Source organism: Pedobacter glucosidilyticus DSM 23534 (assembly GCF_000425145.1).
Lineage (GTDB): Bacteria > Bacteroidota > Bacteroidia > Sphingobacteriales > Sphingobacteriaceae > Pseudopedobacter > Pseudopedobacter glucosidilyticus.
Window position 1 is genome coordinate 63,206 of sequence record NZ_KE384313.1, and the last position, 21,704, is coordinate 84,909.

The window sequence follows — 21,704 nt, forward strand, 5'->3', positions numbered from 1 at the left end:
GTCAAATAAATCTTTTGCATAAATTATCATAAAGCAGTATCGGGAAACAATCCGACGGGTGTTGTACAAACCTTCACTAAGCATAAACTTACACACCACTCAGGATTGTGGCTAAAGATTTATTTAGACGAAACGACAAATATTCATCAGCCTTGAAGTATTCATTTTTTGTTTATGGTTTTTCTTAGGCATTCATGAACTCGTTCCTCGTTTTTGGGGGACTTTTTTCAAGAAAAAAGTGCCTAGGGCTGGCCGCCTATGAGGCCGGAAAAGCCCTGTGCGCTAAGCCTACTAATTCAAAGATCTTTAATGATAATAATTATCCGCCTCAAGAGCCGGCGGGGCCCATTACTTTTTAGAGGAAAAAAGTAATCAAAATCCTTGATTAATCCCACAGGAGCCTTTGTCGCACATACCTTTACCCACACTCAAAAACAGGGAGCGCTTATTTTTGCTCGTTTATACTTATTGAAAGTTAGTGTAAACTCGAACGCAAAACCGCATGCGCTATAGGCTTGGTTGTGCTAACTTTTTTATTTCTGCTACTGTTTTTTCGTCTTTCCGGCTCTGGGGGATTGCTCATGCGTTTCGGGATAGTCTATTTTTTATGAATGGTTGTTCCTTTTTAGAAGTAGAAAGTACGGAGTAGAAAGTATAAAGAACCTAAAAAGCGGATATTTAGGAGCTGCCTTAAATATAAAACTCATTTTCCCGAAGAACGAAAGACGGCCTATGAAGATTTGGAAGTGTAGGCAAATAAATCTTTTGCATAAACTTTCATAAAGAACTATAGGAAAACAATCCGACGGGTGTTGTAGAAACCTTCATCAAGTAAAACCATTCACACCACTCAGGATTGTGGATAAGATTTATTTAGACGAAACGACAAATATTCATCAGCCTTGATTTTTTGTTCACTTTTTTATCAAGAAAAAAGTGAATAGGGTTGGCCGCCTATGAGGCCGGAGAGCCTTGTGCGAAAATGCCATTACAAGAAAAGAAAGAAGCCACTATCCGGCTAGGGTTGGAAAGTCTTGTGCGCTAAGCCTATTAGTTCAAATATCTTTAATGATAATAATTATCCGCCTCATGAGCCGGCAGGGCCCATTACTTTTTAGAGGAAAAAAGTAATCAAAATCCTTGATCAATCCCACAGGAGCCTTTGTCGCACATCCCTTACCACACTCAAAAGCAGGGAGCGCTTATTTTTGCTCGTTTATACTTATTGAAAGTTAGTGTAAACTCAAACGCAAAACCGCATGCGCTATAGGCTTGGTTGTGCAAGATTTTTTAATTTCTGCTGCTGTTTTTTCGTCTTTCCGGCTCTGGGGGATTGCTCATGCGTTTCGGGATAGTCTATTTTTTATGAATGGTTGTTCCTTTTTAGAAGTAGAAAGTATTGAGTAGAAAGTATAAAGACCCTAAAGAGCAGATATTTGAATAGTAAAAAGTACAGAGTTTAAAGACCCTAAAGAGCAGATATTTAGGGACTGCCTTTAATCATTAAATAACATTCTCCGAAGAACGAAAGACGGCCTATGAAGATTTAGCAGGAAAGACCCATAAATCTTTTACATCAACTTTCATAAAACACTATCAGAAAGCAAGCGGAAGAAGTGTTGTAAATGCTTTCAATAAAGTACAAACTTTACCACGACTCCCGTTTGCGGATAAAAGATTTATGGAGGATTTACAACAAATATTCATCAGCCTTGATTTTTTGTTCACTTTTTTTTCAAGAAAAAAGTGAATAGGGCTGGCCGCCTATGAGACCGGAAAGCCTTGTGCGCAACAGCCATAAACCTATCTCAAAAAAACTTCTCCATATAAATCTGAAAAAAATTAAGCTGAGGCATAGGGGTAAACTTAAACCAGCGTGTTACATCATTAAACAACTATAAAATATGATGTATTATAAGAACATAAGTTTAGCATTACTACTTGCCTTAACAAGTTACACGGCTGATGCACAGCACTTAAAGAGAGACAAAATTCATTTTGGCTTTATTTATCCCTTAAGTACCAATGGTATAGATGCTCCTGCGGATACCAATCACCTTTCTATACATGCTATTGCCGGAGTATCTGCCGCAGAAGATGGTGTAAGCATTGCAGGTATCAGTAATGTTGTTAAAGGTTATGCCAAAGGAGTTCAAGTAGCTGGTTTTTCTAACCATATCGGTGCTGAAAGCAAAGGCTTACTGATTGCTGGTTTTAGTAATACATATAAACATGCAGATGGTTTACAATTTGCAGGTTTTACTAATATCAGTGCAGGTAAAGTTAGGGGGGCTCAGTTTGCAGGTTTCCTAAATACCAGTAAAGGCAATACCGGAGCTCAATTTGCAGGCTTTGCTAATATAAGTCCGGAGGTTACAGGTTCTCAGTTTGCAGGTTTTGCCAATATTGTTAAGGATACCGTTACAGGGCCCCAAATAGCGGGTTTTATCAATATAGCAGATTCAGTAGGGTCGCAATTTGCTGGCTTTATAAATGTTGCCAGAAAGGTAAAAGGAGTACAAGCTGCTGGCTTTATAAATATTGCCGATAGTAGCGACTTTCCTATCGGGATTATCAATATCATTAAATCGGGAGAAAAGAGTTTGAGTTTCAGTATGGATGATCAACTCAATACCTTAGCCAGTTTTAGGTCTGGTGGAAGGATTTTGTATGGTATCATAGGTTTGGGTTACAACTTAGAAAATAAAGACGAAGTATATGCTTTCGAGCTTGGCTTTGGGGCTCACTTCTTCCGTACCCGATATTTCAGACTAAATGTAGAACTCAGTTCTCTGTGTTTAGAAAGCTTTAAAGCCGGAGAGTATTTCAAAAATTCCTTAAAAGCATTACCTGCTATCAAAATCAGCAAGCGTATAGAACTTTACGGAGGCGCCTCTATCAATTATGTAAATACCAATACGCCAGAAGGTAGAAATCTAACAAAGTCATATATCCACTCCTGGAATGCAGACTATAGCCGAAATTTTAATGGGCTTTATTTGGGCTATACCGGCGGAATCAATTTTATTTTTTAGAAACCAAATTCATATTCATCATGAACAATTTAAATTTTAACATTTTAATCTTATTGATATTAGCTTTTACAACCGTTTCTTGTCGTAAAGACCGTGTTGAGGCCAATAAAAACATCGTTACAGAAGAGCGTAACCTATCTGGTTTCCATAGCATAAGAAATAGTGGCGCTACAGAAGTTTTTATTACTTACGGTAATACGTTTAAAATTGAGCTGAGAGGATCATCTAATCTTATACCTTATTTTAAAACACGTCTTTTGGGTAATACGCTACATTTGGGTTATCAGCAGGTAAATGTGGAAGATGATGATCTTAAAGTTTATATAACTATGCCTGTTATAAATGGTATAGCATTAAGTGGTAGCGGAGATGCAGAACTTAAAGGAGCTTTCCCTGAAGCGGATGCTTTAACTATTGACATCAGCGGTTCAGCCGATTTAGAATCTTCGGAAGAACTACTTTACCATAACGTTAGAGTGAATATTTCTGGTTCTGGAGATGTAAAATTACCTTTTCTGCAATGCAACACTGCTGATGTAAACATTTCTGGATCCGGAAATACCCGGTTAAAAGTACAAGATCATCTAAAAGTAAGAATAAGTGGAAGCGGCAGGGTTTATTATACCGGAAGTCCACAAATAGATAGTAAGGTTAGTGGCTCTGGCGGAGCGGTAAAAGTACCCTAAAACATGATCAATACAGCTGCTTTACAGGAGGCTTTAAGTATACTTCATGCAGATGAAAAACCATTATATTTGAATGTGCAGGAAGAAGACCTAACTGTTATAGACGAAAAGACTTTTGAACAGCTTTTTAAAAGTCATTATCAGGCTCTTTATGCCTATGCTTACACTTTTTTAAAAGATGAGATGCAGGCAGAAGAAACAGTACAAGGCTTCTTCTTAAAAGCATGGGAAAAAAGAAATCAGCTGGGTGAATTGCTGTTAAAGAAATCTTATTTATACAAAAGTATTTATCATGATTGTTTAAACCAGTTAAGACATCAAAAGGTAAAAAATCAGTACAGCCAACAAATTATGTATTTGGAAGGAGAATCTACAGAGCGGTCTGCAGATACCAGAGCTCATACTAAAGAACTGGAACAACAAATTACTGAGGCTTTAATTGCTTTACCAGAGCAATGCCGTACCATATTTCAAATGAGCCGTTTTGAAGAATTAAAATATCGTGAAATTGCTGAAGCATTAGCTATTTCTGTAAAAACAGTAGAAAACCAAATGGGTAAAGCTTTAAAAATAATGCGTAGCAGACTAACAGAATTTTTGAGTTTAATGCTTTGGCTTATTAATCATTTTAACAATTAGGCTACTATGGATGAAGAATTATTGATAAAATATATAGTAGGCGAAACTGATGCCAAAGAGCAGGAACTGGTAAATAAATGGTTACAAGAAAGCAGCAATCATCAGAAAGAACTTGGCCGACTAAAGCGTATCTGGGAAGAAAGTAAAAAGATAAGTCTGCATGAATTACCAGATGCCGAAATGGCATGGGAAAAGTTTAAAATGAAACGCTCTCAACAAGAAAAAGTGCAGGTAAAACCCTTAAATACTTCACGTTTCTTGATGTATAAAGTTGCTGCTGCAGTAATTCTGGTAACCAGTATTGCCCTCATGTTATTTGTTTACCAACAAAAGCCTATCCAGCTTAATGCGGCACAAGAAATACATAAAGCTGTTTTACCAGATGGTTCTAAAGTTGTACTTAACCGAAATAGCAGTTTAAGTTATCAGGATTTTGATAACAGTGAAAGATTGGTAAACCTACACCATGGTGAAGCATTTTTTGATGTTAAACCTGATAAAACAAAACCATTTATCATAGATGCACAGGGTGTCAAAATTAAAGTATTGGGTACTTCTTTTAATGTAAAACAACGAGATACCATCACTGAGGTTATTGTAGAAAGCGGATTGGTAAGTGTAACCAGAGGTAAAGATATGGTTAAACTAAAGGCCGGAGAAAAGGTATTTATAAGTACCAACAGCCCTTACTTACTTAAACAAGAAAATACCGACCTTTTGTTTAGGTACTACAGTAAGCAAGTATTAATAGCAGATAACACACCCTTATGGCGTGTTGTAGAAGTATTGAATGAAAAATATCAGACAAAGATTGTGATACAAAATCCTCAATTAAAAAATGCTAAGCTTAATGCCACTTTTAAGGATGAGTCTTTAGATGAAATACTCGGGGTAATTGCTGCAACCTTTAATGCCCGTATTACCAAGGTTGATCAGCAGCAAATCATCATTAGCTTAAAAGAATGAAATACCTAATTACCTTATGCCTTCTGATTTGCTGGTTAAAAAATGTAAGTCTAGCACAGCATTTACATCAAAAACTTAGTCTTCATCTTAAAGAAAAAACTGTTGAGCAGGCCCTAGAAGAACTAAGTTTAAAAGGTAATTTCAGTTTCTCTTATGATGGTCAGCTGCTTCAAAAAGACAGCCTGATTAGTATAAAAGTATCTGATACTTATGTTTGGCAAATTCTTGATCAGCTTTTTGCTGCTCAAGTGAGTTATAAAGAAACAGGCAAACATATTATTTTAAGACCTGCTCAACATCGTTTTCATATTGTAGCAGAAGAAATCTCTGCAACTAAAAACCAATACAAAATAAGTGGTTATGTACTACACAACCTTACCGGTAAAGGCGTAGCAGGAGCAAGTGTGTATGAAAAAAAGTTGCTGCAATCTTCCCTTACTCATAAAGATGGTTATTTCAGGATGAGGTTTAGAGGTAATCATCCGGCAGTAGTTTTAACGGCCAGTAAAGAAAACTATAAAGATACGTCCATGATTTTTTTAGCTGATATTGCTGTCGCTCCAGAGGGTTATCTAGATAAAAACACAAAATCTTCCCTTACCATGTCATCTGTTATAGAGCGTACAGGAATAAACAGACTTTTATTATCATCCAAAAGAGGTATTCAGAGTTTAAACATTCCAGATTTTTTTGCTAACAGCCCTTTTCAGGCATCTTTAATTCCGGGTATAGGTTCTCAAGGTATGATGAGCTCTCAAGTAATCAATAAAGCTTCTTTAAACCTCATAGGGGGCTATTCTGCCGGCGTAGATGGTGCCGAGGTAGGTGGTGTTTTTAACATCACTAAAGGTAGCGTCGCCAAAGTACAGGTGGCCGGTGTTTTCAATGCAGTTGGAGGATCATTAAATGGCGTACAGGTAGCCGGAGTTACCAATTTTAATCTAGATGCTATTCATGGAGTGCAAGTGGCAGGTGTTTGCAATTACACTCCGTCTGCTGTTTCGGGTGTACAAATTGCTGGAGTTTCTAATTATACTCCGCAAAACTTAGCAGGTGTACAAATAGCAGGACTTAGTAATATCGTATTAAAACAGGTAGAGGGCACTCAAATTGCAGGACTCATAAATGTTAACGCAAAAAGCATACAAGGCACCCAGATTTCGGGTTTAGGCAATATCAGTTTCCAACAGGTTAATGGAACACAAATTGGCGGGCTATTTAACTACGCCAAACAGTTAAACGGTGTACAAATTGGACTTTTTAATTTGGCTGGTAGCTCTAACGGCTACAGCATAGGCTTATTTAATTTTTTTAAAGATGGTTACCATAAAGTAGAGCTTACCGCTGATGAAATACTTAATACGCAGCTTAGTTTTAAAACAGGTAATGCAAATTTATACACCTTCTTATTAGGTGCTACACATTTAGAAAAAGACCGTAAAGCTTTTGCAGCTGGTTTGGGTATGGGGCATGATTTTAGGTCTCTTAAAAAGCTACAATTTTCTTTAATGTTATCTTCAAAAGTATTTTTTACAGGTAATGATACCTATTTTCCTATTTTAAATAAAATAAGTTTACAGCCTTCTTTTCCTATCATAAAAAATTTAAGAGCTTTTGCAGGACCATCATTTAATTTTCTTTATGATGATGATAGCCAAAAAGTTGCACAAGGTTACAAAACAATTTCCCCGTCTTATGCCTCAAATTTAAATAGCCATATTAAAACTTGGGTAGGTTGGAATATTGGACTAACATTTTTTTAATTATAGTATCTAAAATTATTAGTTTTAAGCATCCTTATTTATAATCGCTTCATGATGCAAGCTGAAACGCTGAATCGTTTTAACAGAATAGTTTCCATATTTATCCATTTACAAGCTGGCAGAATTGTTAGAGCGCAAGAACTGGCACAACGCTTTCAAGTAAGTTTACGTACCATTTACCGCGATATTAAATCATTAGAAGCGGCAGGTGTACCCATTAGTGGCGAAGCCGGAATTGGCTACTATCTTATGGAAGGCTACCGGGTGCCACCCACCATGTTTACACCAGAGGAAGTTAACAGCTTTGTAGCTTCAGAAAAACTGATGCAAAAATTTAGCGATAAAAACTTAAGCGCACACTATGAATCCGCCATGTTTAAGCTAAAATCTGTATTAAGAGGCCAAACCAAAGATAGAGTTACCACGCTAGAAAATCAGGTTTGGATTAATACCGGTCATGATGTTTTTAACGACCAAGTGCCCGATGCTTTAAACATTTTACTGGATAGCATGGCAGAAAAAAAGCAGGTTACCATTCGTTATCAAAATTTACATGCCGAAGAAATTGTAGAACGTATTATTGAGCCTATTGGGGTTTTTAACGAAAATAACTTTTGGTATATGATGGCTTTTTGCTTGCTAAGGCAAGATTATAGGCAGTTTCGTACCGATAGGATATTTTATATCGCTAAAACTGAACATCGTTTTAGTAAGAAACATAGTCCAGAACTTTTAGACGAATACAGAAAAGCTATAGAAGGGCAAAAAGAGAAAACTAAAGTAGTTATCAAGATTGATAAGGATATTGCCCGTTATTTAAGTACAGGAAGGAAATACTATGGTTTCGTCTCAGAAAAGGTTATCAGAAATAGTATTGAAATGACTTTCATGACCAACGATACACATGAAAGCTTTGCCCGCTGGTTTATGATGTTTGCAGACAAGGCAGAAATTATAGAACCCGATAGCTTAAAAGAAAGAATAGCCGAAATTATAGCCGCAATAAATATAAAATTACGGTAGTAATAACATCTAATCTAACTCTCGACAATACAAACCCATATTTTCTAATCCTTGCGCAATATCTAAAGCTTCAAGCAAAGTAGTTTCAACCCGGAGGATGCGGTCGCAATCCTCCAGATCAAAATTTCAGTTTCCGTTTTCATCAATGAGGTTTTTCATGACCTCATTAACTTTTGGCACCAATTCTTTTTCAACTGATGTTTTAAAACCCAGTATTTTTTTCATAATTATCTTTCCCAAAAAAACGGAGGCTCAATTCCTAAAGAACGTAAATACACATAACCTTGCCCCCTATGATGAATTTCATTATCTATAAAGTAAAAAATAGTAGACCAAACAGAGCCTTCATATTGACCAAAGGCCAAAATATGCTCATGAAAGCGTTCTACCGGAATTTGCCCCCATAATTGGTTCAACTCCTCGGTAGCTTCATCCCAAAGTTTCAGGATATGAGCCTTTTGTTTTCCATGCTCTATATGTTCTTTAAGCTCTTCTGTTTTGCTACCTGTAATTTCTCTTAAACCAGGTACGGCAATAGCTAGCAGTTCTTGTACCATATCTGCAAAGGGCCTCATGCCGCCAATGCTATAATCAAAAAACTCTTGCTCAGGAAAAGCTTCTATTAATCTACGGGTTAAACCTCTGTGCCCTTGCCAATGTGCTAGTAATTCTTCTGAAGTAATTACTGCTGTGTTTGCTTTTGTAGTTTCCATAATGATTTATTTATATCCCAAAACTACTTTTGAAATTGACAAAGGCTTGTCAACAATGTTTAGCTATTTTGTAACCAATATCATTATCCTACAGTATGCAAATATGTATCTTGCATCATCATTTAAAAAAATAAGATATAGCTTACACTCATAAAAACATGCTTAATAATATGAAAATTGCCGTTTTTAGCACTTACCATTACGATGAAGAATTTTTAAATAGATACAATACCGGTCATGAGCTTACTTTTTTCACCCTAGCGCTTAATGCAGATACCGCCCCTTTGGCTAATGGTTTTGATGCCATTTGCATTTTTGTAAATGATAAAGTAGATAAAGCAGTATTAGAAATACTAAAAGCTGCAGGTATTAAATTAATTGTTTTAAGATGTGCTGGCTTTAATAATGTGGCTGTAGCCGATGCAATAGCCATGGGCATAACCGTAGTAAGGGTACCTGCATATTCACCAGAAGCAGTTGCAGAACATGCTATGGCATTGATTTTAACCTTGAATCGTAAAACACATAAAGCTTATAATCGCGTACGCGAAGGTAATTTTTCTTTAGAAAGATTGATGGGTTTTAACCTGCATAACCGTAAAGTAGCAGTTATTGGCACAGGAAATATTGGTAAAGCATTTTGTAAGATATTAAGTGGTTTTGGCTGTAAAATAAGTGCTTATGATTTGTACCCGCAAGATAAAGTTAAAGCCATGGGTGTACAATACGGCACTTTAGAAGAAACCTTATGCGATGCTGATATTGTTTCTTTACACTGTCCTTTAACGCCAGAAACGCAATACCTCATTAACCAAAAAACATTAAAATTATTTAAGCATGGTGCCATGCTCATTAACACCAGTAGAGGTGCTTTAGTACACACTAAAGATGCTATAAAAGCTTTGAAAAGCGGTCAGTTAGGGGCTTTAGGTTTAGATGTTTATGAGCAGGAAGGAGATTTATTTTTCCATGATTTATCAGAAGGAATTATACAAGATGAATTGATTACCCGTTTAATTTCTTTTCCTAATGTTTTAATCACCTCGCATCAAGGATTTTTTACGCAAGAAGCCATAGGGGAAATAGCAAGGGTTTCTTTTGCCAATATTGATGCTTTTTGCAATGGCGAAGAACTAAAAAACAAGGTAGACTAACGCACTGCCTTGTTTTCTTCCACCCTAAAAGCTACTATCTTCTCTATCAAAGCATAAGGAATAGGCTTATTTAAAGGAAATTGTACCGAGCCTTTTCCTTGTTTATAAGCAGCCAACTTATCTACAAATGCGGTATGGCCACTTGGTGTTGCATAAAAACCAATATGATTTTTAAAAGCAGCAAAATATACTAATGGTTTTTTATGAAGCTTATAAGCAGGCATACCATAGCTGATGCTTTCTACAACATCTGGTGCAAGTTTTTTGATAAGTTCTCGGATTTGTTTTAGCTGGTGTTGGATAACTTCAGGAAACTGAGCAATATATACATCAACAGATGCTAAACTTTCCATTTGATACAGTTTAAAATAAGGTTGGATTTTGAGTTGCCATTACCGGGATATGCAAACTGGTACCTACAGCTTTATTAAGCTTTTGTATGAAATAAGCAGACAATAAAGGCGAAGCCAACTCTACATTCTGGTGTACAAAAAAATATAATTTTTCTAAACCTGCGGCTTTCCATAGGGTGATGCGTTCTACCCATTCATCTAGTCTGCTATAATCAGATTCATGATTGGCGCCTACATAACGTATAAAGGCAACAGGTGTACTTAATTTCATGTGTATCATGTCTCTTCTGCCTGCTGTATCTACCAAAACATTGGTGATATGATGCTTTTTTAATAATTGGTAAAGTTCATCGGCAACAGCCTTATTGGTGAACCATTCTTCGTTTCTAACCTCAATAGCTAATGGGATAACTTTAGGGAAATCTTCTACAAAAGTTTTAAGTCGGTCAAAATCTTTAGGCTTAAAATTATCATGCAATTGCAGAAATACCATACCCAGTTTTTCTTCAAAATGGCTTATCGCATCGCAAAATAAGGTAACGGGTTCTTTAACATCTATCAACCTTCTATAATGACTTACCGTATTGGTTATTTTAGGGAAAAATTTAAAACCATCGGGTGTTTTATCTTTCCAGCTGCTTACTTGGGCACTACTGGGTAGATTATAAAAAGTGGCATTTAGCTCAATACAATTAAATTGAGTTGCATAATAAGTTAACTCATCTTTTGTTCCTTTAGGATAAAAACCTTTTAAATCTGCTTTATTCCATTTTGCACAGCCTACGTAAGCCTCAAAAGTATTTTTTGCCGGCTTACTCCATATTTCCTTAGTTTCAGGAGCATCTGCCGGAAGGCTAAAATTTATAAGAGATGGGTCTTCTACTTTTCCAAATTGCATAATATCATCAAAATTAAAACATAATACTTAGCCTTTTGGTAGGGTAAAGCTAAACTCAGAACCAACACCTTTTTGACTTTTAACACTTATCGTTCCTTTATTAGCCAATACATATTCTTTACATAAAATTAAGCCCAAACTATTTCCCTTTTCGTTACCAGTTCCTGCTAAACTGATATTTTCAAAGTTGAAAATACGACTTTGTTTTTCGGCCGACATGCCTATACCGGTATCTTTAACCGTAATTTTAATCATTTCTTTTTCCTCTTCAGCAAAAATTTTGATACTGCCACCAGCATTGGTAAACTTAATAGAGTTGCTAATTAAATTTCTGATGATAAAGTCTAGATGTGCTTTATCCACCACTACTTTAATATCTGTAGGCACCTCATTGCTAAAGGATAGCTTTTTATCTTCTAAAAGTACATTTAAAAAATCTTTATTGAGGTCTATTTCTTTGGAAATAGAAATGGTTTGAGGGTTAATTCTTAATCCTTTTATTTGGGTTTCTCCCCATTTCACCAAGTCATTTAGGGTATCTAAATATGCAGTACTATTTTGTGTTATTTTGTCTATCAACTCAGCCTTTTCCTGCTCATCCAAATAACCGGCTTTTACCATCCCCAATAAATTAATAATAGCGGCAAATGGTCCTCTTAAATCATGAGCCAAAACAGAGAAAAGTTTATCCTTTACACTATTAGATTCTTTTAATTCTTGATTGGCCTTAGATAACAACTGATTGAATTGTTTATTTCTGCGATTGTTAATCGCCATAAAAACCAATACAAACAAACCCAAAATTGCAACACCTAAAATGATAGTGCTGCGTAAGTTTTGCTGGGTATTGATGTATTGTAGCTCTTTAACCCTAGCTTCTGATTTGCTTAACTCATAATCAGCTTGCAAATCGCTTATTTTACTGTTGATATCTTGATATAAAAAACTATCGGCCAAGTTTTTCTCAGCTTCCTTTAACCTCAAAGCTTCTTTATAGTTACCAGCTTGGCGGTAAAGAATAACCATTTGGTTAAGAATTTCTACTTCTCTTTTGTAGATATTATTTTTTTTAGCAAGTTCTAAAGCTTGCTGATAATAAGCCAGGGAAATTTTACCATCAATATTTTTATAATTTTCTGCCAAACCTAGTAATACTTCCATTTCTCTCAAGAAATTTTGTATTTCTTTGGCTTTTTTAAGTGCATCTTTTTGTAGCAGAATAGCTTCTTGCTTTTTACCTGTAAGCGCATAAACACTTGCCAAATTATTAGTTAAGGTAATGTTTAAGCCTTGATATTTGATATTATTACTTAAAGCAATCCCTTTTTTAAGATAATGCTCGGCTAAGTCGTAACGTTTAATATCTCTGTAAATCACCCCAAAATTATTATAGATATTAAGTGTGATATTAGAAAATGGGATAGTATCGTTGATAAACTCGGCCTTTTTCAGGTATTTTAAAGCAACAGGATAGTTTTTCTGGCCTAAGTAACCTTCCGCTACTGTAAGGTTAGACTCCATAATACCAAAAGCATAATTATTTTTTTCGCTTATAGCTAATGATTTTAAAAAGTATTCTATGGCTTTATCATGGTTACCCTTTCTATTTTCTACCACCCCTAACCGTATAGTAACTGCCGAAATACCTTTTACATTACCCGTTTTTTGGTAAAGCATTAAGGCTTGTAAATATTGTTTTCTAGACTCGTTGTACTGTCCTTTATTATCGTATATCATCCCCAATTAGTTAAGCATCATCGCTTTACCATTATCATCATTTAACCTGTTGGCAAGCTCCAAACCACGGTTCACAAAATAAAGTGCGGTATCAGGTTTAAAGTATCGATATCTGCTTACTAAAGAATCATAAAGTTTAAGCTGTGGATTTAGCTTTACTGTTGGCTGAAAACCAAAACTTAAAACCGAGCACAGTATAAGTACTAAAAAAGTTAGGCTTTTGATATAATGCTTTTTTATGGTTTTAGATGCAATCATATTAAGTTATACTAATATAAAAATCTATCTGATAGATTTACATATTTTATAGCATTATTATATACGCTTATAACCTTAGTCTAGATGGGCATGGCAAAAATTATTTAAAATAATTTTATATCACTTTATGGAATTGGTATAATTATTACATCTTAGAGAAAAACAAATATGAATAATATGATAATCCAAATAAAAAAGAACATGAAAAAGTTAGTTTTAACCCTTGTAGCATTAGTTTTTGTAGTTCAAGCTTTTGCCCAAATAGATTTAAGAAAAAAGATTGAAGTAAATGGAAGTGCAGAAATGGAAATCACACCAGATGAAATTTATGTTGGTATTTCTTTAAAAGAGTATATGAAAGATGCTAAAAGAAAAGTAAGCATCAGTACTTTAGAAAAACAATTACAGGCCGTAGCTTTAAAAGCTGGTATACCTGCTCAAGATTTCATGATCAATAACTTAAGTAGTTATACCAATTATTGGGAAAAGAAAAAAGACCCTGCATTTTTAGCCAGTAAACAATACCGTTTAAAAGTAAAAGACCTTTCTAATTTAGATGCTATCATTGCTGCTGTTGATGCACAAGGAATTGCATATACCAATATAGAAAGCTACTCGCACTCTAATATTGAGGCTTACAAAAACGAACTTAAAGTTAAAGCCCTAAAAAATGCTAAAGATAAGGCTACTACATTGGTAGAAAGTATTGGCGAAAAACTAGGCGGGGTATTGTTAATACAAGACCACAATAGTGATTTTACGCCACAACCTATGATGTATAAAACAATGGCTGTGAGAGCAGAAATGGCAGATGCCGGAGCAATGCCAGATATTGATTTTAAGAAAATTAAACTGAATTACACGATTAATGCTGCTTTTGAAATAAAGTAATGGCTGATTCTTTTTAGATAAGGATACAACCTAAAACTTATCATTTCAAAATCAAAGAAGGCTGCCTCCTAAATTATTAGAGCATAGTATGTGGAGCGCTTACCTACGGTAAGCGCTCTATTTGATTTATACTGTTTTTAATAACCATCATTAATCTAGATGCTAAAAGCCTTCAAAATTAACAAGAAATTTTACCTACCCTGTTGGCATGTCTGCCGCCTTCAAATGCAGTAGCTAAGAAAGTATCAATAATTTGTTTAGCCAAATCAAGAGAAATAAAACGTTCGGGAATACATACAATATTTGCGTTATTGTGGGCTCTTGCAAGTTTTGCCAGCTCAACTTCCCAACAAATAGCAGCTCTTATTCCTTGGTGTTTGTTGGCTGTTATAGCTACACCATTAGCACTTCCACAAATTAAAATACCTAAATCATAAGCACCACTTTCTACTGCACTGGCTGTAGGATGTGCAAAATCAGGGTAATCTGCAGAATCTGAGGAGTAAGTTCCAAAATCTTTCACTTCTTTAATTTGAGGTAAGGATTTTAGATAGGGAATAATTTGTCCTTTATAATTAAAACCTGCGTGGTCTGCTCCTATGGCAATTTTCATATCCTATTAATTTGCGTAAAACTCTTGTTCTTCTTTTAATCTCTTTTTATTCACTCTGCCAGATACACCAATACTTATTTCATACAATAAAAATAGTGGGAAGCTTACTGTTAACATGGTTAATATATCTGGTGTAGGTGTTACAATGGCGGCTATTATCAAGATTAACACAATAGCATATCTTCTTTTTTCTCGCATAAATTGCGGTGTCATGATACCCAGTTTTGATAAAATATAAATCACGATAGGTAACTCAAATACAACACCTGTTCCAAGCGTTAATGTTGCTACTGATGATAAGTAAGAATCTATAGTAATGGTGTTTTCTATAATATCTGATACCGTATAATTGGTTAAAAAATTCACAGAAAGGGGTGCTATAATATAATAACCAAATAAAACGCCTATCAGAAATAACATGCTGGCATAAAAAACAAAACCACTGGCCGATTTACGCTCGTTTTCATGCAGTGCAGGTTTAACAAAACGCCAAACTTCCCATAATAAGTAAGGAAAACCTAAAGTTATACCCATAAGTAAAGATGAATTTAGCTGTAAGGTAAACTGTCCAGCCATTTCTGTATTGATAATTTTTCCTGGGATTTCGGTAATACAAAAATCAGGACCTAAGTTAAAACGTTCTCCAATTTTACACATCATTTGGTAAGTCCAAAAATCAGGGCGTTTTGGTCCCATGATGATGATATCAAAAAGAAAATCGTAATAAGCAAAGGAAAGAACAGTAAATACGACAATAGCCACAGCAGAACGTATTAAATGCCATCTTAAAACTTCAATATGATCAAAGAAAGACATTTCTGCCTCTATAGTTTTACCTTTTTGCTTGATAGCTTCAACTAAATCTTTTTTTCTCTCTTTTGCCATGTTAAAACAAAAATACCATTCTGTTTTATAAACAGAATGGTATTTGTATAAATAATATCATGAATATTTATTCTGCAAAATCAAAAGACTCCATAAACTTAGTGGTAAAGTTACCTGCTCTAAAATTAGGATCTTTTAATAATTTTAAGTGGAAAGGAATCGTTGTTTTGATACCTTCAATCACAAATTCGCTCAAAGCCCTTTCCATCGTATTTAAAGCTTCTTCACGTGTTTGTGCCACGCAAATAATCTTTGCAATCATAGAATCGTAATTTGGTGGAATGGTATAGCCCGCATAAACGTGGGTATCTATTCTTACACCATGTCCGCCTGGCGAGTGGAAGTGCGTGATTTTACCTGGTGAAGGTCTGAAGTTATTAAACGGATCTTCCGCATTGATACGGCATTCTATCGCATGCATGGTTGGCTCATAAGATTTTCCTGAGATAGGAATACCCGCAGCAACCTTTATTTGCTCTTTAATTAAGTCGAAATTAATAACTTCTTCTGTTACCGGATGCTCTACCTGGATACGTGTATTCATCTCCATAAAGTAGAAATTGCGGTGTTTATCAACCAAAAATTCTACTGTACCAGCACCTTCATATTTTACGGCTTGCGCCCCAGCGATAGCTGCTTTACCCATTTTCTCACGCAACTCTGGTGTCATGAAAGGAGATGGAGCTTCTTCAACTAATTTTTGATGACGTCTTTGTATAGAGCAATCTCTTTCAGAAAGGTGACAAACTTTTCCGTATTGGTCTCCAATAACTTGGATTTCAATATGACGAGGGTCTTCGATGAATTTTTCAAGGTATAAACCATCGTTACCAAAAGCAGCACCAGATTCCTGACGAGCAGAATCATAAGCTGGTTCAAACTCTTCATCATTCCAAACAACACGCATACCACGGCCACCACCGCCGGCAGTAGCTTTTAAGATAACCGGATACCCAATTTCATTAGCGGTAGCAATACCTGATTTTAAATCGGCAACCAAACCTTCTGAACCTGGTATGGTAGGTACACCAGCGTTTTTCATGGTTTCTTTTGCTGATGCTTTATCGCCCATGCTATTAATTTGCTCGGCTGTTGCACCAATAAATTTAATCCCATACTCCGCACAAATAGCAGAAAACTTCGCGTTTTCTGATAAAAATCCGTAACCGGGATGTATAGCATCTGCATTGGTAACTTCAGCAGCAGAAATAATATTTGGGATATTTAAATAAGAATCTTTACTTGGAGGCGGACCAATACAAACGGCTTCATCAGCAAACCTTACATGAAGGCTGTCTCTATCTGCTGTAGAATAAACAGCAACAGTTTTGATGCCCATTTCTTTACATGTACGTATGATACGTAATGCTATTTCTCCACGATTGGCAATTAGTATTTTTTTAAACATTATTATTATTCAATTTGTCGATAATCGATAGGTTAATTTCTTCCAAAGGCAAATTCTTTCTTGCCTATTTGGACAAATTGATTAAATAGGTTCTACTAAGAATAAAGGTTGATCATACTCTACAGGTTGTGCATTTTCAACCAAAACTTTAACGATACGACCAGAAACTTCAGATTCTATTTCATTAAATAGCTTCATCGCTTCTATAATGCAAACTACCTGACCTGCTGAAATCTCATCTCCAACGTTTACAAAGGATGGTTTTTCTGGATTTGATGAACGGTAGAAAGTACCAATCATTGGAGATTTTACAGTGATGTATTTTGAAGCATCATCAATGGCTATTGGGGCTGGAGCCGCCGCTACTGCCGCTACTGGAGCTGGAGCTGCCGCAGGAACCTGAGCTACCATTTGTTGTTGTGGTTGCGCAGCTACATAAGTAGGCTCTTGATTGGTTTTTATTGTAATTTTAAAGTCTTGCTCTTCTATTGATACTTCATTCACACCTGATTTTGATACGAACTTGATCAGATCTTGAATTTGTTTAATATCCATTCCCATTGATATAGGTTTTATTAGTGTTAAATTTATTTAAAAAAAAATCTAATATAGTAATCTCTTAGCTAAATTAAGCATTATATGCCCATTTCAAATATACCGAACCCCAGGTGAAACCGCCTCCAAAAGCTGCTAATATGATGTTATCGCCTTTTTTAAGTTTGCTTTCCCACTCCCACAAACATAAGGCTATGGTACCGTTTGTGGTGTTTCCGTACTTTTCTATATTAATCATAACTTTTTCCGGACCAACGCCCATACGGTTTGCTGTAGCATCTATAATTCTTTTGTTAGCTTGGTGTGGCACTAACCACGCAATATCATCAGAAGTTAAGTTATTTTTTTCCATAATTTCTGCTGCTACATTGGCCATATTGGTAACTGCAAATTTAAAAACAGTTTGTCCTTCTTGGTAAGCATAATGCTCTTTATTATCTATGGTTTCGTAGCTGGCAGGTTTTAAAGAACCTCCTGCTTTTAAGTTTAAGAAGTTTCTTCCAGCACCATCACTCTTTAGGATAGAATCTATAATTCCTAATCCCTCATCATTAGGTTCTAAAAGTGCGCATCCGCAGCCATCTCCAAAAATGATACAGGTTGTACGGTCTTCGTAATTAATGATAGAAGACATTTTATCGCCACCTACTACTAAAACTTTTTGGTGTTTACCAGACTCAATAAACTGAGCCCCGGTTGATAAACCAAATATAAAGCCAGAGCAAGCAGCTTGTAAGTCATATCCCCAAGCATTAACAGCTCCAATTTTGTCTGCTAAAATGTTTGCTGTTGCCGGAAAAGGCATATCTGGTGTTGAGGTGCAGAATATTATTAAATCAATTTCCGCTGCTGATATTCCTCTCTTTTTTAGAAGGCCTTCTACAGCAGGTACTGCCATATCAGAAGTTGCAAGACCTTCTCCTTTTTGTATTCTTCTCTCTTTAATACCTGTACGGGTGGTAATCCATTCGTCGTTGGTATCAACCATGGTTTCCAGTTCCTGGTTTGTTAAAATATAATCAGGTACGTAACCATTAACTGCTGTTATAGCAGCATGAATTTTACTCATATTTTGGTGTTATTAGATTTAGTTGAAAGCAATTTTAAATTTATCAATGATTTTAGTTTCTATCATATCTCTTGACAATAAAACCATATTTTTAATTGCTTCCGGGCTGGATATACCATGCCCGATAATTACCGGAGCATTAACGCCTAAAATAGGGCTACCTCCGTATTGTTCGTAGTTAAACCTGTCAAAAAACTCATCCTTCATCCCCTTTTTTAAGGTTAAAACGTAAAAAGATTCTGCAAGTTTTAAAACTACATTACCTGTAAAACCATCGCAAACAATAACATCGGCTTTGTCATTAAAGAGGTCTCTGCCTTCTATGTTTCCAACGAAATTAAGCAATTCGGTTTCTTTCATCAAAGTATAACTGGCTTGCGTTAACAGGTTTCCTTTTTCCTCTTCTTCTCCAATATTCATCAACCCAACTTTAGCATTCGCTATATCGTAAATATGCTCTGCATAAATACTACCTAGTATACCAAATTGTAATAAAATATCAGGTTTACAATCTGCATTAGCACCAACATCTAACAAAATACCGCAACCGCCTTTAACTTTAGGAACAATAGAGGCAATTGCAGGTCTGATAACTCCAGGAACAGTTTTAACACTAAACATAGCGCCAACTAACATGGCTCCGGTATTACCAGCAGAGGCAAAAGAATCTATCTCTCCATCTTTTAAAAGAGAGAAGCCTAAAGAAATGCTAGAGTTTGGTTTTTGTACAATGGCTTTGGTAGGATGTTCTCCCATACCAATAACCTCTGTTGTATGGATAATTTGAAAAAGGTCTGGATTGAAGTTATGATCCTTTAAAATAGGATCTATATGTGTTCTATCTCCGATAAGAACTAATTTTTGGCCATCTTTGAGTTGTTTATACGCCTCAATAGCACCCAATACTGTTGCTTTGGGCGCATAATCGCCACCCATTATATCTAAGCCAATTTTCATAAGAATAATCTGCTTTTAAATGGAAACAAAAAACTTTTATACAATTTTAAGGTTAAAAAGCCATTTTTCATTGTATAAAAGTTTTTCATACTTGAAAATACTTAAGCTATTGTAGTATTCTCGATAAGAAGTTTACCCTTGTAATAAAGATTACCGTCTACATTGTAGGCTCTGTGTGGCAAATGAACTGCACCAGTTTCTTTACAAGTCCATAATGATGGAGCTTCTGCTTTATAGTGCGTTCTTCTTTTATCTCTTCTAGATTTTGATATTTTACGCTTTGGATGTGCCATTTTTTCCTATTTTTAATTATTTTTTGATATTCTTTAAAGCTGCCCAACGGGGATCTATATCACCATTATCTTCACTGTCTTCTATTGATAACTCTTGTAACTTCGCAATCATATCTTTGTCACAAGCATCTGTATTTCCCGGATTATCACACATATTAATGTATGGTGCTGCCAGGGTAATCATCTCATAAATGAAAATTGAAGTATCTACCTCAACATCATTTTTTGTTAAAACAATAACTTCGTCTGTTTCGTCTAAATCATCTTCTTGAGAGAATTTAGCTATCAGCCTATCGCGTGTATCTAAGGCTTGAGGATACTCTGCCAAGCAACGGTCACAATCTAGGTAAATTACCCCCGTTATGTGAAAATCTAATACTAACATGGTTTCTTGTCTATCTAAAACAAGATCTACTTTTAGTAAGCCGTTTTTAACTAGCGAATATTCAAACTCATTGAAAAAGCTACCATCAACATCAAAATTGAACTGATGTAGACCCAGCTTTAACCCCGTAAACGGAACCGAATATTGTTTAAGTAATTTCAAAGTCCGACAATTAAGCCTGCAAATTTAGGAAAAATAATTAAGCTGTAAAGGTTTTTTTCAAAATGTATGATTCTGCCCTAAAGCTTTTTACAACGTCTTTGTATAAAATGCGGTTATTTTTAGTCTCTATCTCGGCTCATTTTAGAAAAAGCTAGCGTGTTCGCGGCCAATTCTGCCTGCTCTCTTCTGCTTTTTACAATATGAATAGCTGCAAATAAAGCTTCTCTGAAAGATGCTGGTACAGCTAAATTTTTACCGACAATATCATATCCGGTACCGTGGTCTGGCGATGTTCTTACAACGGGTAAACCGGCAGTAAAGTTAACGCCGCTATTAAAACTCATGGATTTGAAAGGAATCAGACCTTGATCGTGATACATGGCTAAAACGGCATCAAATTTTGCATAGGCTTGGTTGCCAAAAAAACCATCGGCCGGGAAAGGGCCAAAAGCAAATACACCTGCTTCTGCGGCAGCTTCAATAGCAGGGATAATAATTTCTTGTTCTTCTTTACCTAATAAACCGTTATCTCCGGCATGCGGGTTTAATCCCAACACGGCAATTTTTGGTTTCTCTACCCAAAAATCATTTTTTAGAGATTGGTTCATCAGCTTTAGCTTAGAAACAATATTTTCTACCGTAATGTTGCTGGCAATATCTTTAACAGGGATGTGCCCAGTAACTACACCTACTTTAAAATTTTCGCTTATCATGAACATCAAAGCATCTTGACCACCAGCTTTTTCTTGGATAAATTCTGTGTGACCGGGAAATTTAAATGCCTCACTTTGGATATTATATTTATTGATTGGAGCAGTTACCAATGCGTCAATTTTGCCAGCAACCAAATCATCTGTAGCCCTTTGTAAAGATAATAAAGCATATTTTCCGCCAGTTTCATTAGCTACACCCAATTCGATTTTCACATCTTCTTCCCAACAATTAATCATGTTAGGTTTGCCATGATGTGCCTGACTAGCATCATTAACTACCTGAAAAATAAATTCATGAATATCAGCTGCTTTTCTATGAAAAGAAGCAACTTTAGTATGCCCGTAAACAATAGGAGTACAATATTTATAAACCTCGGCTTCCATTAAGGTTTTAATGATAACCTCTAAACCTATACCATTAACATCGCCTATAGAAATACCAACTTTTAATTGCTCGCTCATAAAAAATGAATCTAAATTTTGTGCAAAATAAATATTTTGAGTTTAATCTTCGGGTATTCACGTTAATCTTTACGTAATTTGTAACG

At 35.6% G+C, this 21,704-nt stretch carries 22 protein-coding genes; 8 read left to right on the forward strand and 14 right to left on the reverse strand.

The window, feature by feature from the left end; genetic code table 11:
• Window positions 1–1,904 precede the first annotated feature (1,904 nt).
• The 6 genes from H510_RS0115845 to H510_RS19225 are packed head-to-tail and all read left to right on the forward strand — an operon-like array spanning window position 1,905 to window position 8,112.
• Window positions 1,905–3,035, forward strand: coding sequence for a hypothetical protein (locus H510_RS0115845; RefSeq protein WP_026905204.1), 1,131 nt, complete (start codon window positions 1,905–1,907; stop codon window positions 3,033–3,035).
• 20 nt (window positions 3,036–3,055) lie between these two features.
• The gene (locus H510_RS0115850; RefSeq protein WP_026905205.1) at window positions 3,056–3,721 is read left to right on the forward strand and encodes a GIN domain-containing protein; all 666 of its coding nucleotides are present in this window, start codon (window positions 3,056–3,058) and stop codon (window positions 3,719–3,721) included.
• Between the two features lie 3 nt (window positions 3,722–3,724).
• Complete coding sequence (locus H510_RS0115855; protein WP_081659313.1) at window positions 3,725–4,360, forward strand: RNA polymerase sigma-70 factor; 636 nt, start codon at window positions 3,725–3,727, stop codon at window positions 4,358–4,360.
• A gap of 6 nt (window positions 4,361–4,366) precedes the next feature.
• Window positions 4,367–5,326, forward strand: coding sequence for a FecR family protein (locus tag H510_RS0115860; RefSeq protein WP_026905207.1), 960 nt, complete (start codon window positions 4,367–4,369; stop codon window positions 5,324–5,326).
• Complete coding sequence (locus tag H510_RS0115865; RefSeq protein ID WP_026905208.1) at window positions 5,323–7,089, forward strand: STN domain-containing protein; 1,767 nt, start codon at window positions 5,323–5,325, stop codon at window positions 7,087–7,089. Before H510_RS0115860 ends, H510_RS0115865 begins: the two co-directional genes overlap by 4 nt.
• A gap of 51 nt (window positions 7,090–7,140) precedes the next feature.
• Complete coding sequence (locus tag H510_RS19225; RefSeq protein ID WP_245584849.1) at window positions 7,141–8,112, forward strand: helix-turn-helix transcriptional regulator; 972 nt, start codon at window positions 7,141–7,143, stop codon at window positions 8,110–8,112.
• Between the two features lie 227 nt (window positions 8,113–8,339).
• Here H510_RS19225 and H510_RS0115880 read toward each other — a convergent pair whose 3' ends face one another.
• Complete coding sequence (locus H510_RS0115880; RefSeq protein ID WP_026905209.1) at window positions 8,340–8,825, reverse strand: DinB family protein; 486 nt, start codon at window positions 8,823–8,825, stop codon at window positions 8,340–8,342.
• Between the two features lie 158 nt (window positions 8,826–8,983).
• On the opposite strand from H510_RS0115880, the gene H510_RS0115885 reads away from it, so the two are divergent.
• A complete protein-coding gene (locus H510_RS0115885; RefSeq protein ID WP_425413809.1) occupies window positions 8,984–9,979 on the forward strand; it encodes a 2-hydroxyacid dehydrogenase in 996 nt (331 codons plus the stop codon).
• Here the strand turns inward: H510_RS0115885 and H510_RS0115890 are convergent.
• From H510_RS0115890 to H510_RS0115905, 4 genes are read right to left on the reverse strand one after another with little or no spacing between them, the layout of a single operon-like run.
• A complete protein-coding gene (locus H510_RS0115890) occupies window positions 9,976–10,332 on the reverse strand; it encodes an iron chaperone (protein WP_036693230.1) in 357 nt (118 codons plus the stop codon). The two genes, H510_RS0115885 and H510_RS0115890, sit on opposite strands and share 4 nt — an antisense overlap.
• Before the next feature lie 10 nt (window positions 10,333–10,342).
• Complete coding sequence (locus H510_RS0115895) at window positions 10,343–11,230, reverse strand: DUF72 domain-containing protein (protein WP_026905212.1); 888 nt, start codon at window positions 11,228–11,230, stop codon at window positions 10,343–10,345.
• Window positions 11,231–11,257: 27 nt separating this feature from the next.
• Window positions 11,258–12,967 (reverse strand): tetratricopeptide repeat-containing sensor histidine kinase, encoded by a 1,710-nt coding sequence (locus H510_RS0115900; RefSeq protein ID WP_026905213.1) that lies wholly within the window; start codon window positions 12,965–12,967, stop codon window positions 11,258–11,260.
• A gap of 6 nt (window positions 12,968–12,973) precedes the next feature.
• The gene (locus H510_RS0115905) at window positions 12,974–13,225 is read right to left on the reverse strand and encodes a hypothetical protein (protein ID WP_026905214.1); all 252 of its coding nucleotides are present in this window, start codon (window positions 13,223–13,225) and stop codon (window positions 12,974–12,976) included.
• Between the two features lie 201 nt (window positions 13,226–13,426).
• Between H510_RS0115905 and H510_RS0115910 the strand changes: the two genes are divergently transcribed.
• Window positions 13,427–14,116 (forward strand): SIMPL domain-containing protein, encoded by a 690-nt coding sequence (locus H510_RS0115910; RefSeq protein ID WP_026905215.1) that lies wholly within the window; start codon window positions 13,427–13,429, stop codon window positions 14,114–14,116.
• A 178-nt stretch (window positions 14,117–14,294) separates the two neighbouring features.
• Here H510_RS0115910 and rpiB read toward each other — a convergent pair whose 3' ends face one another.
• From rpiB to pdxA, 9 genes are all read right to left on the reverse strand, one after another.
• Window positions 14,295–14,729 carry a ribose 5-phosphate isomerase B gene (gene rpiB, locus H510_RS0115915; protein WP_026905216.1) on the reverse strand — a complete coding sequence of 145 codons (435 nt, stop codon included), beginning with the start codon at window positions 14,727–14,729 and terminating at the stop codon, window positions 14,295–14,297.
• A 6-nt stretch (window positions 14,730–14,735) separates the two neighbouring features.
• Window positions 14,736–15,614, reverse strand: coding sequence for a twin-arginine translocase subunit TatC (tatC, locus tag H510_RS0115920; protein WP_026905217.1), 879 nt, complete (start codon window positions 15,612–15,614; stop codon window positions 14,736–14,738).
• 67 nt (window positions 15,615–15,681) lie between these two features.
• Window positions 15,682–17,022, reverse strand: a complete 1,341-nt coding sequence (gene accC, locus H510_RS0115925) for an acetyl-CoA carboxylase biotin carboxylase subunit (RefSeq protein WP_026905218.1) — start codon at window positions 17,020–17,022, stop codon at window positions 15,682–15,684.
• A gap of 81 nt (window positions 17,023–17,103) precedes the next feature.
• The gene (accB, locus tag H510_RS0115930) at window positions 17,104–17,583 is read right to left on the reverse strand and encodes an acetyl-CoA carboxylase biotin carboxyl carrier protein (RefSeq protein WP_036693232.1); all 480 of its coding nucleotides are present in this window, start codon (window positions 17,581–17,583) and stop codon (window positions 17,104–17,106) included.
• A gap of 67 nt (window positions 17,584–17,650) precedes the next feature.
• Window positions 17,651–18,646 (reverse strand): beta-ketoacyl-ACP synthase III, encoded by a 996-nt coding sequence (locus H510_RS0115935; protein WP_026905220.1) that lies wholly within the window; start codon window positions 18,644–18,646, stop codon window positions 17,651–17,653.
• An 18-nt stretch (window positions 18,647–18,664) separates the two neighbouring features.
• The gene (plsX, locus tag H510_RS0115940) at window positions 18,665–19,603 is read right to left on the reverse strand and encodes a phosphate acyltransferase PlsX (RefSeq protein ID WP_026905221.1); all 939 of its coding nucleotides are present in this window, start codon (window positions 19,601–19,603) and stop codon (window positions 18,665–18,667) included.
• 101 nt (window positions 19,604–19,704) lie between these two features.
• Window positions 19,705–19,896 (reverse strand): 50S ribosomal protein L32, encoded by a 192-nt coding sequence (gene rpmF, locus H510_RS0115950; protein ID WP_026905222.1) that lies wholly within the window; start codon window positions 19,894–19,896, stop codon window positions 19,705–19,707.
• A gap of 16 nt (window positions 19,897–19,912) precedes the next feature.
• Window positions 19,913–20,443: a YceD family protein gene (locus tag H510_RS0115955; protein WP_026905223.1), complete on the reverse strand. Its 531-nt coding sequence runs from the start codon at window positions 20,441–20,443 to the stop codon at window positions 19,913–19,915.
• 119 nt (window positions 20,444–20,562) lie between these two features.
• Complete coding sequence (pdxA, locus tag H510_RS0115960) at window positions 20,563–21,618, reverse strand: 4-hydroxythreonine-4-phosphate dehydrogenase PdxA (protein ID WP_026905224.1); 1,056 nt, start codon at window positions 21,616–21,618, stop codon at window positions 20,563–20,565.
• Between the last annotated feature and the right edge of the window lie 86 nt (window positions 21,619–21,704).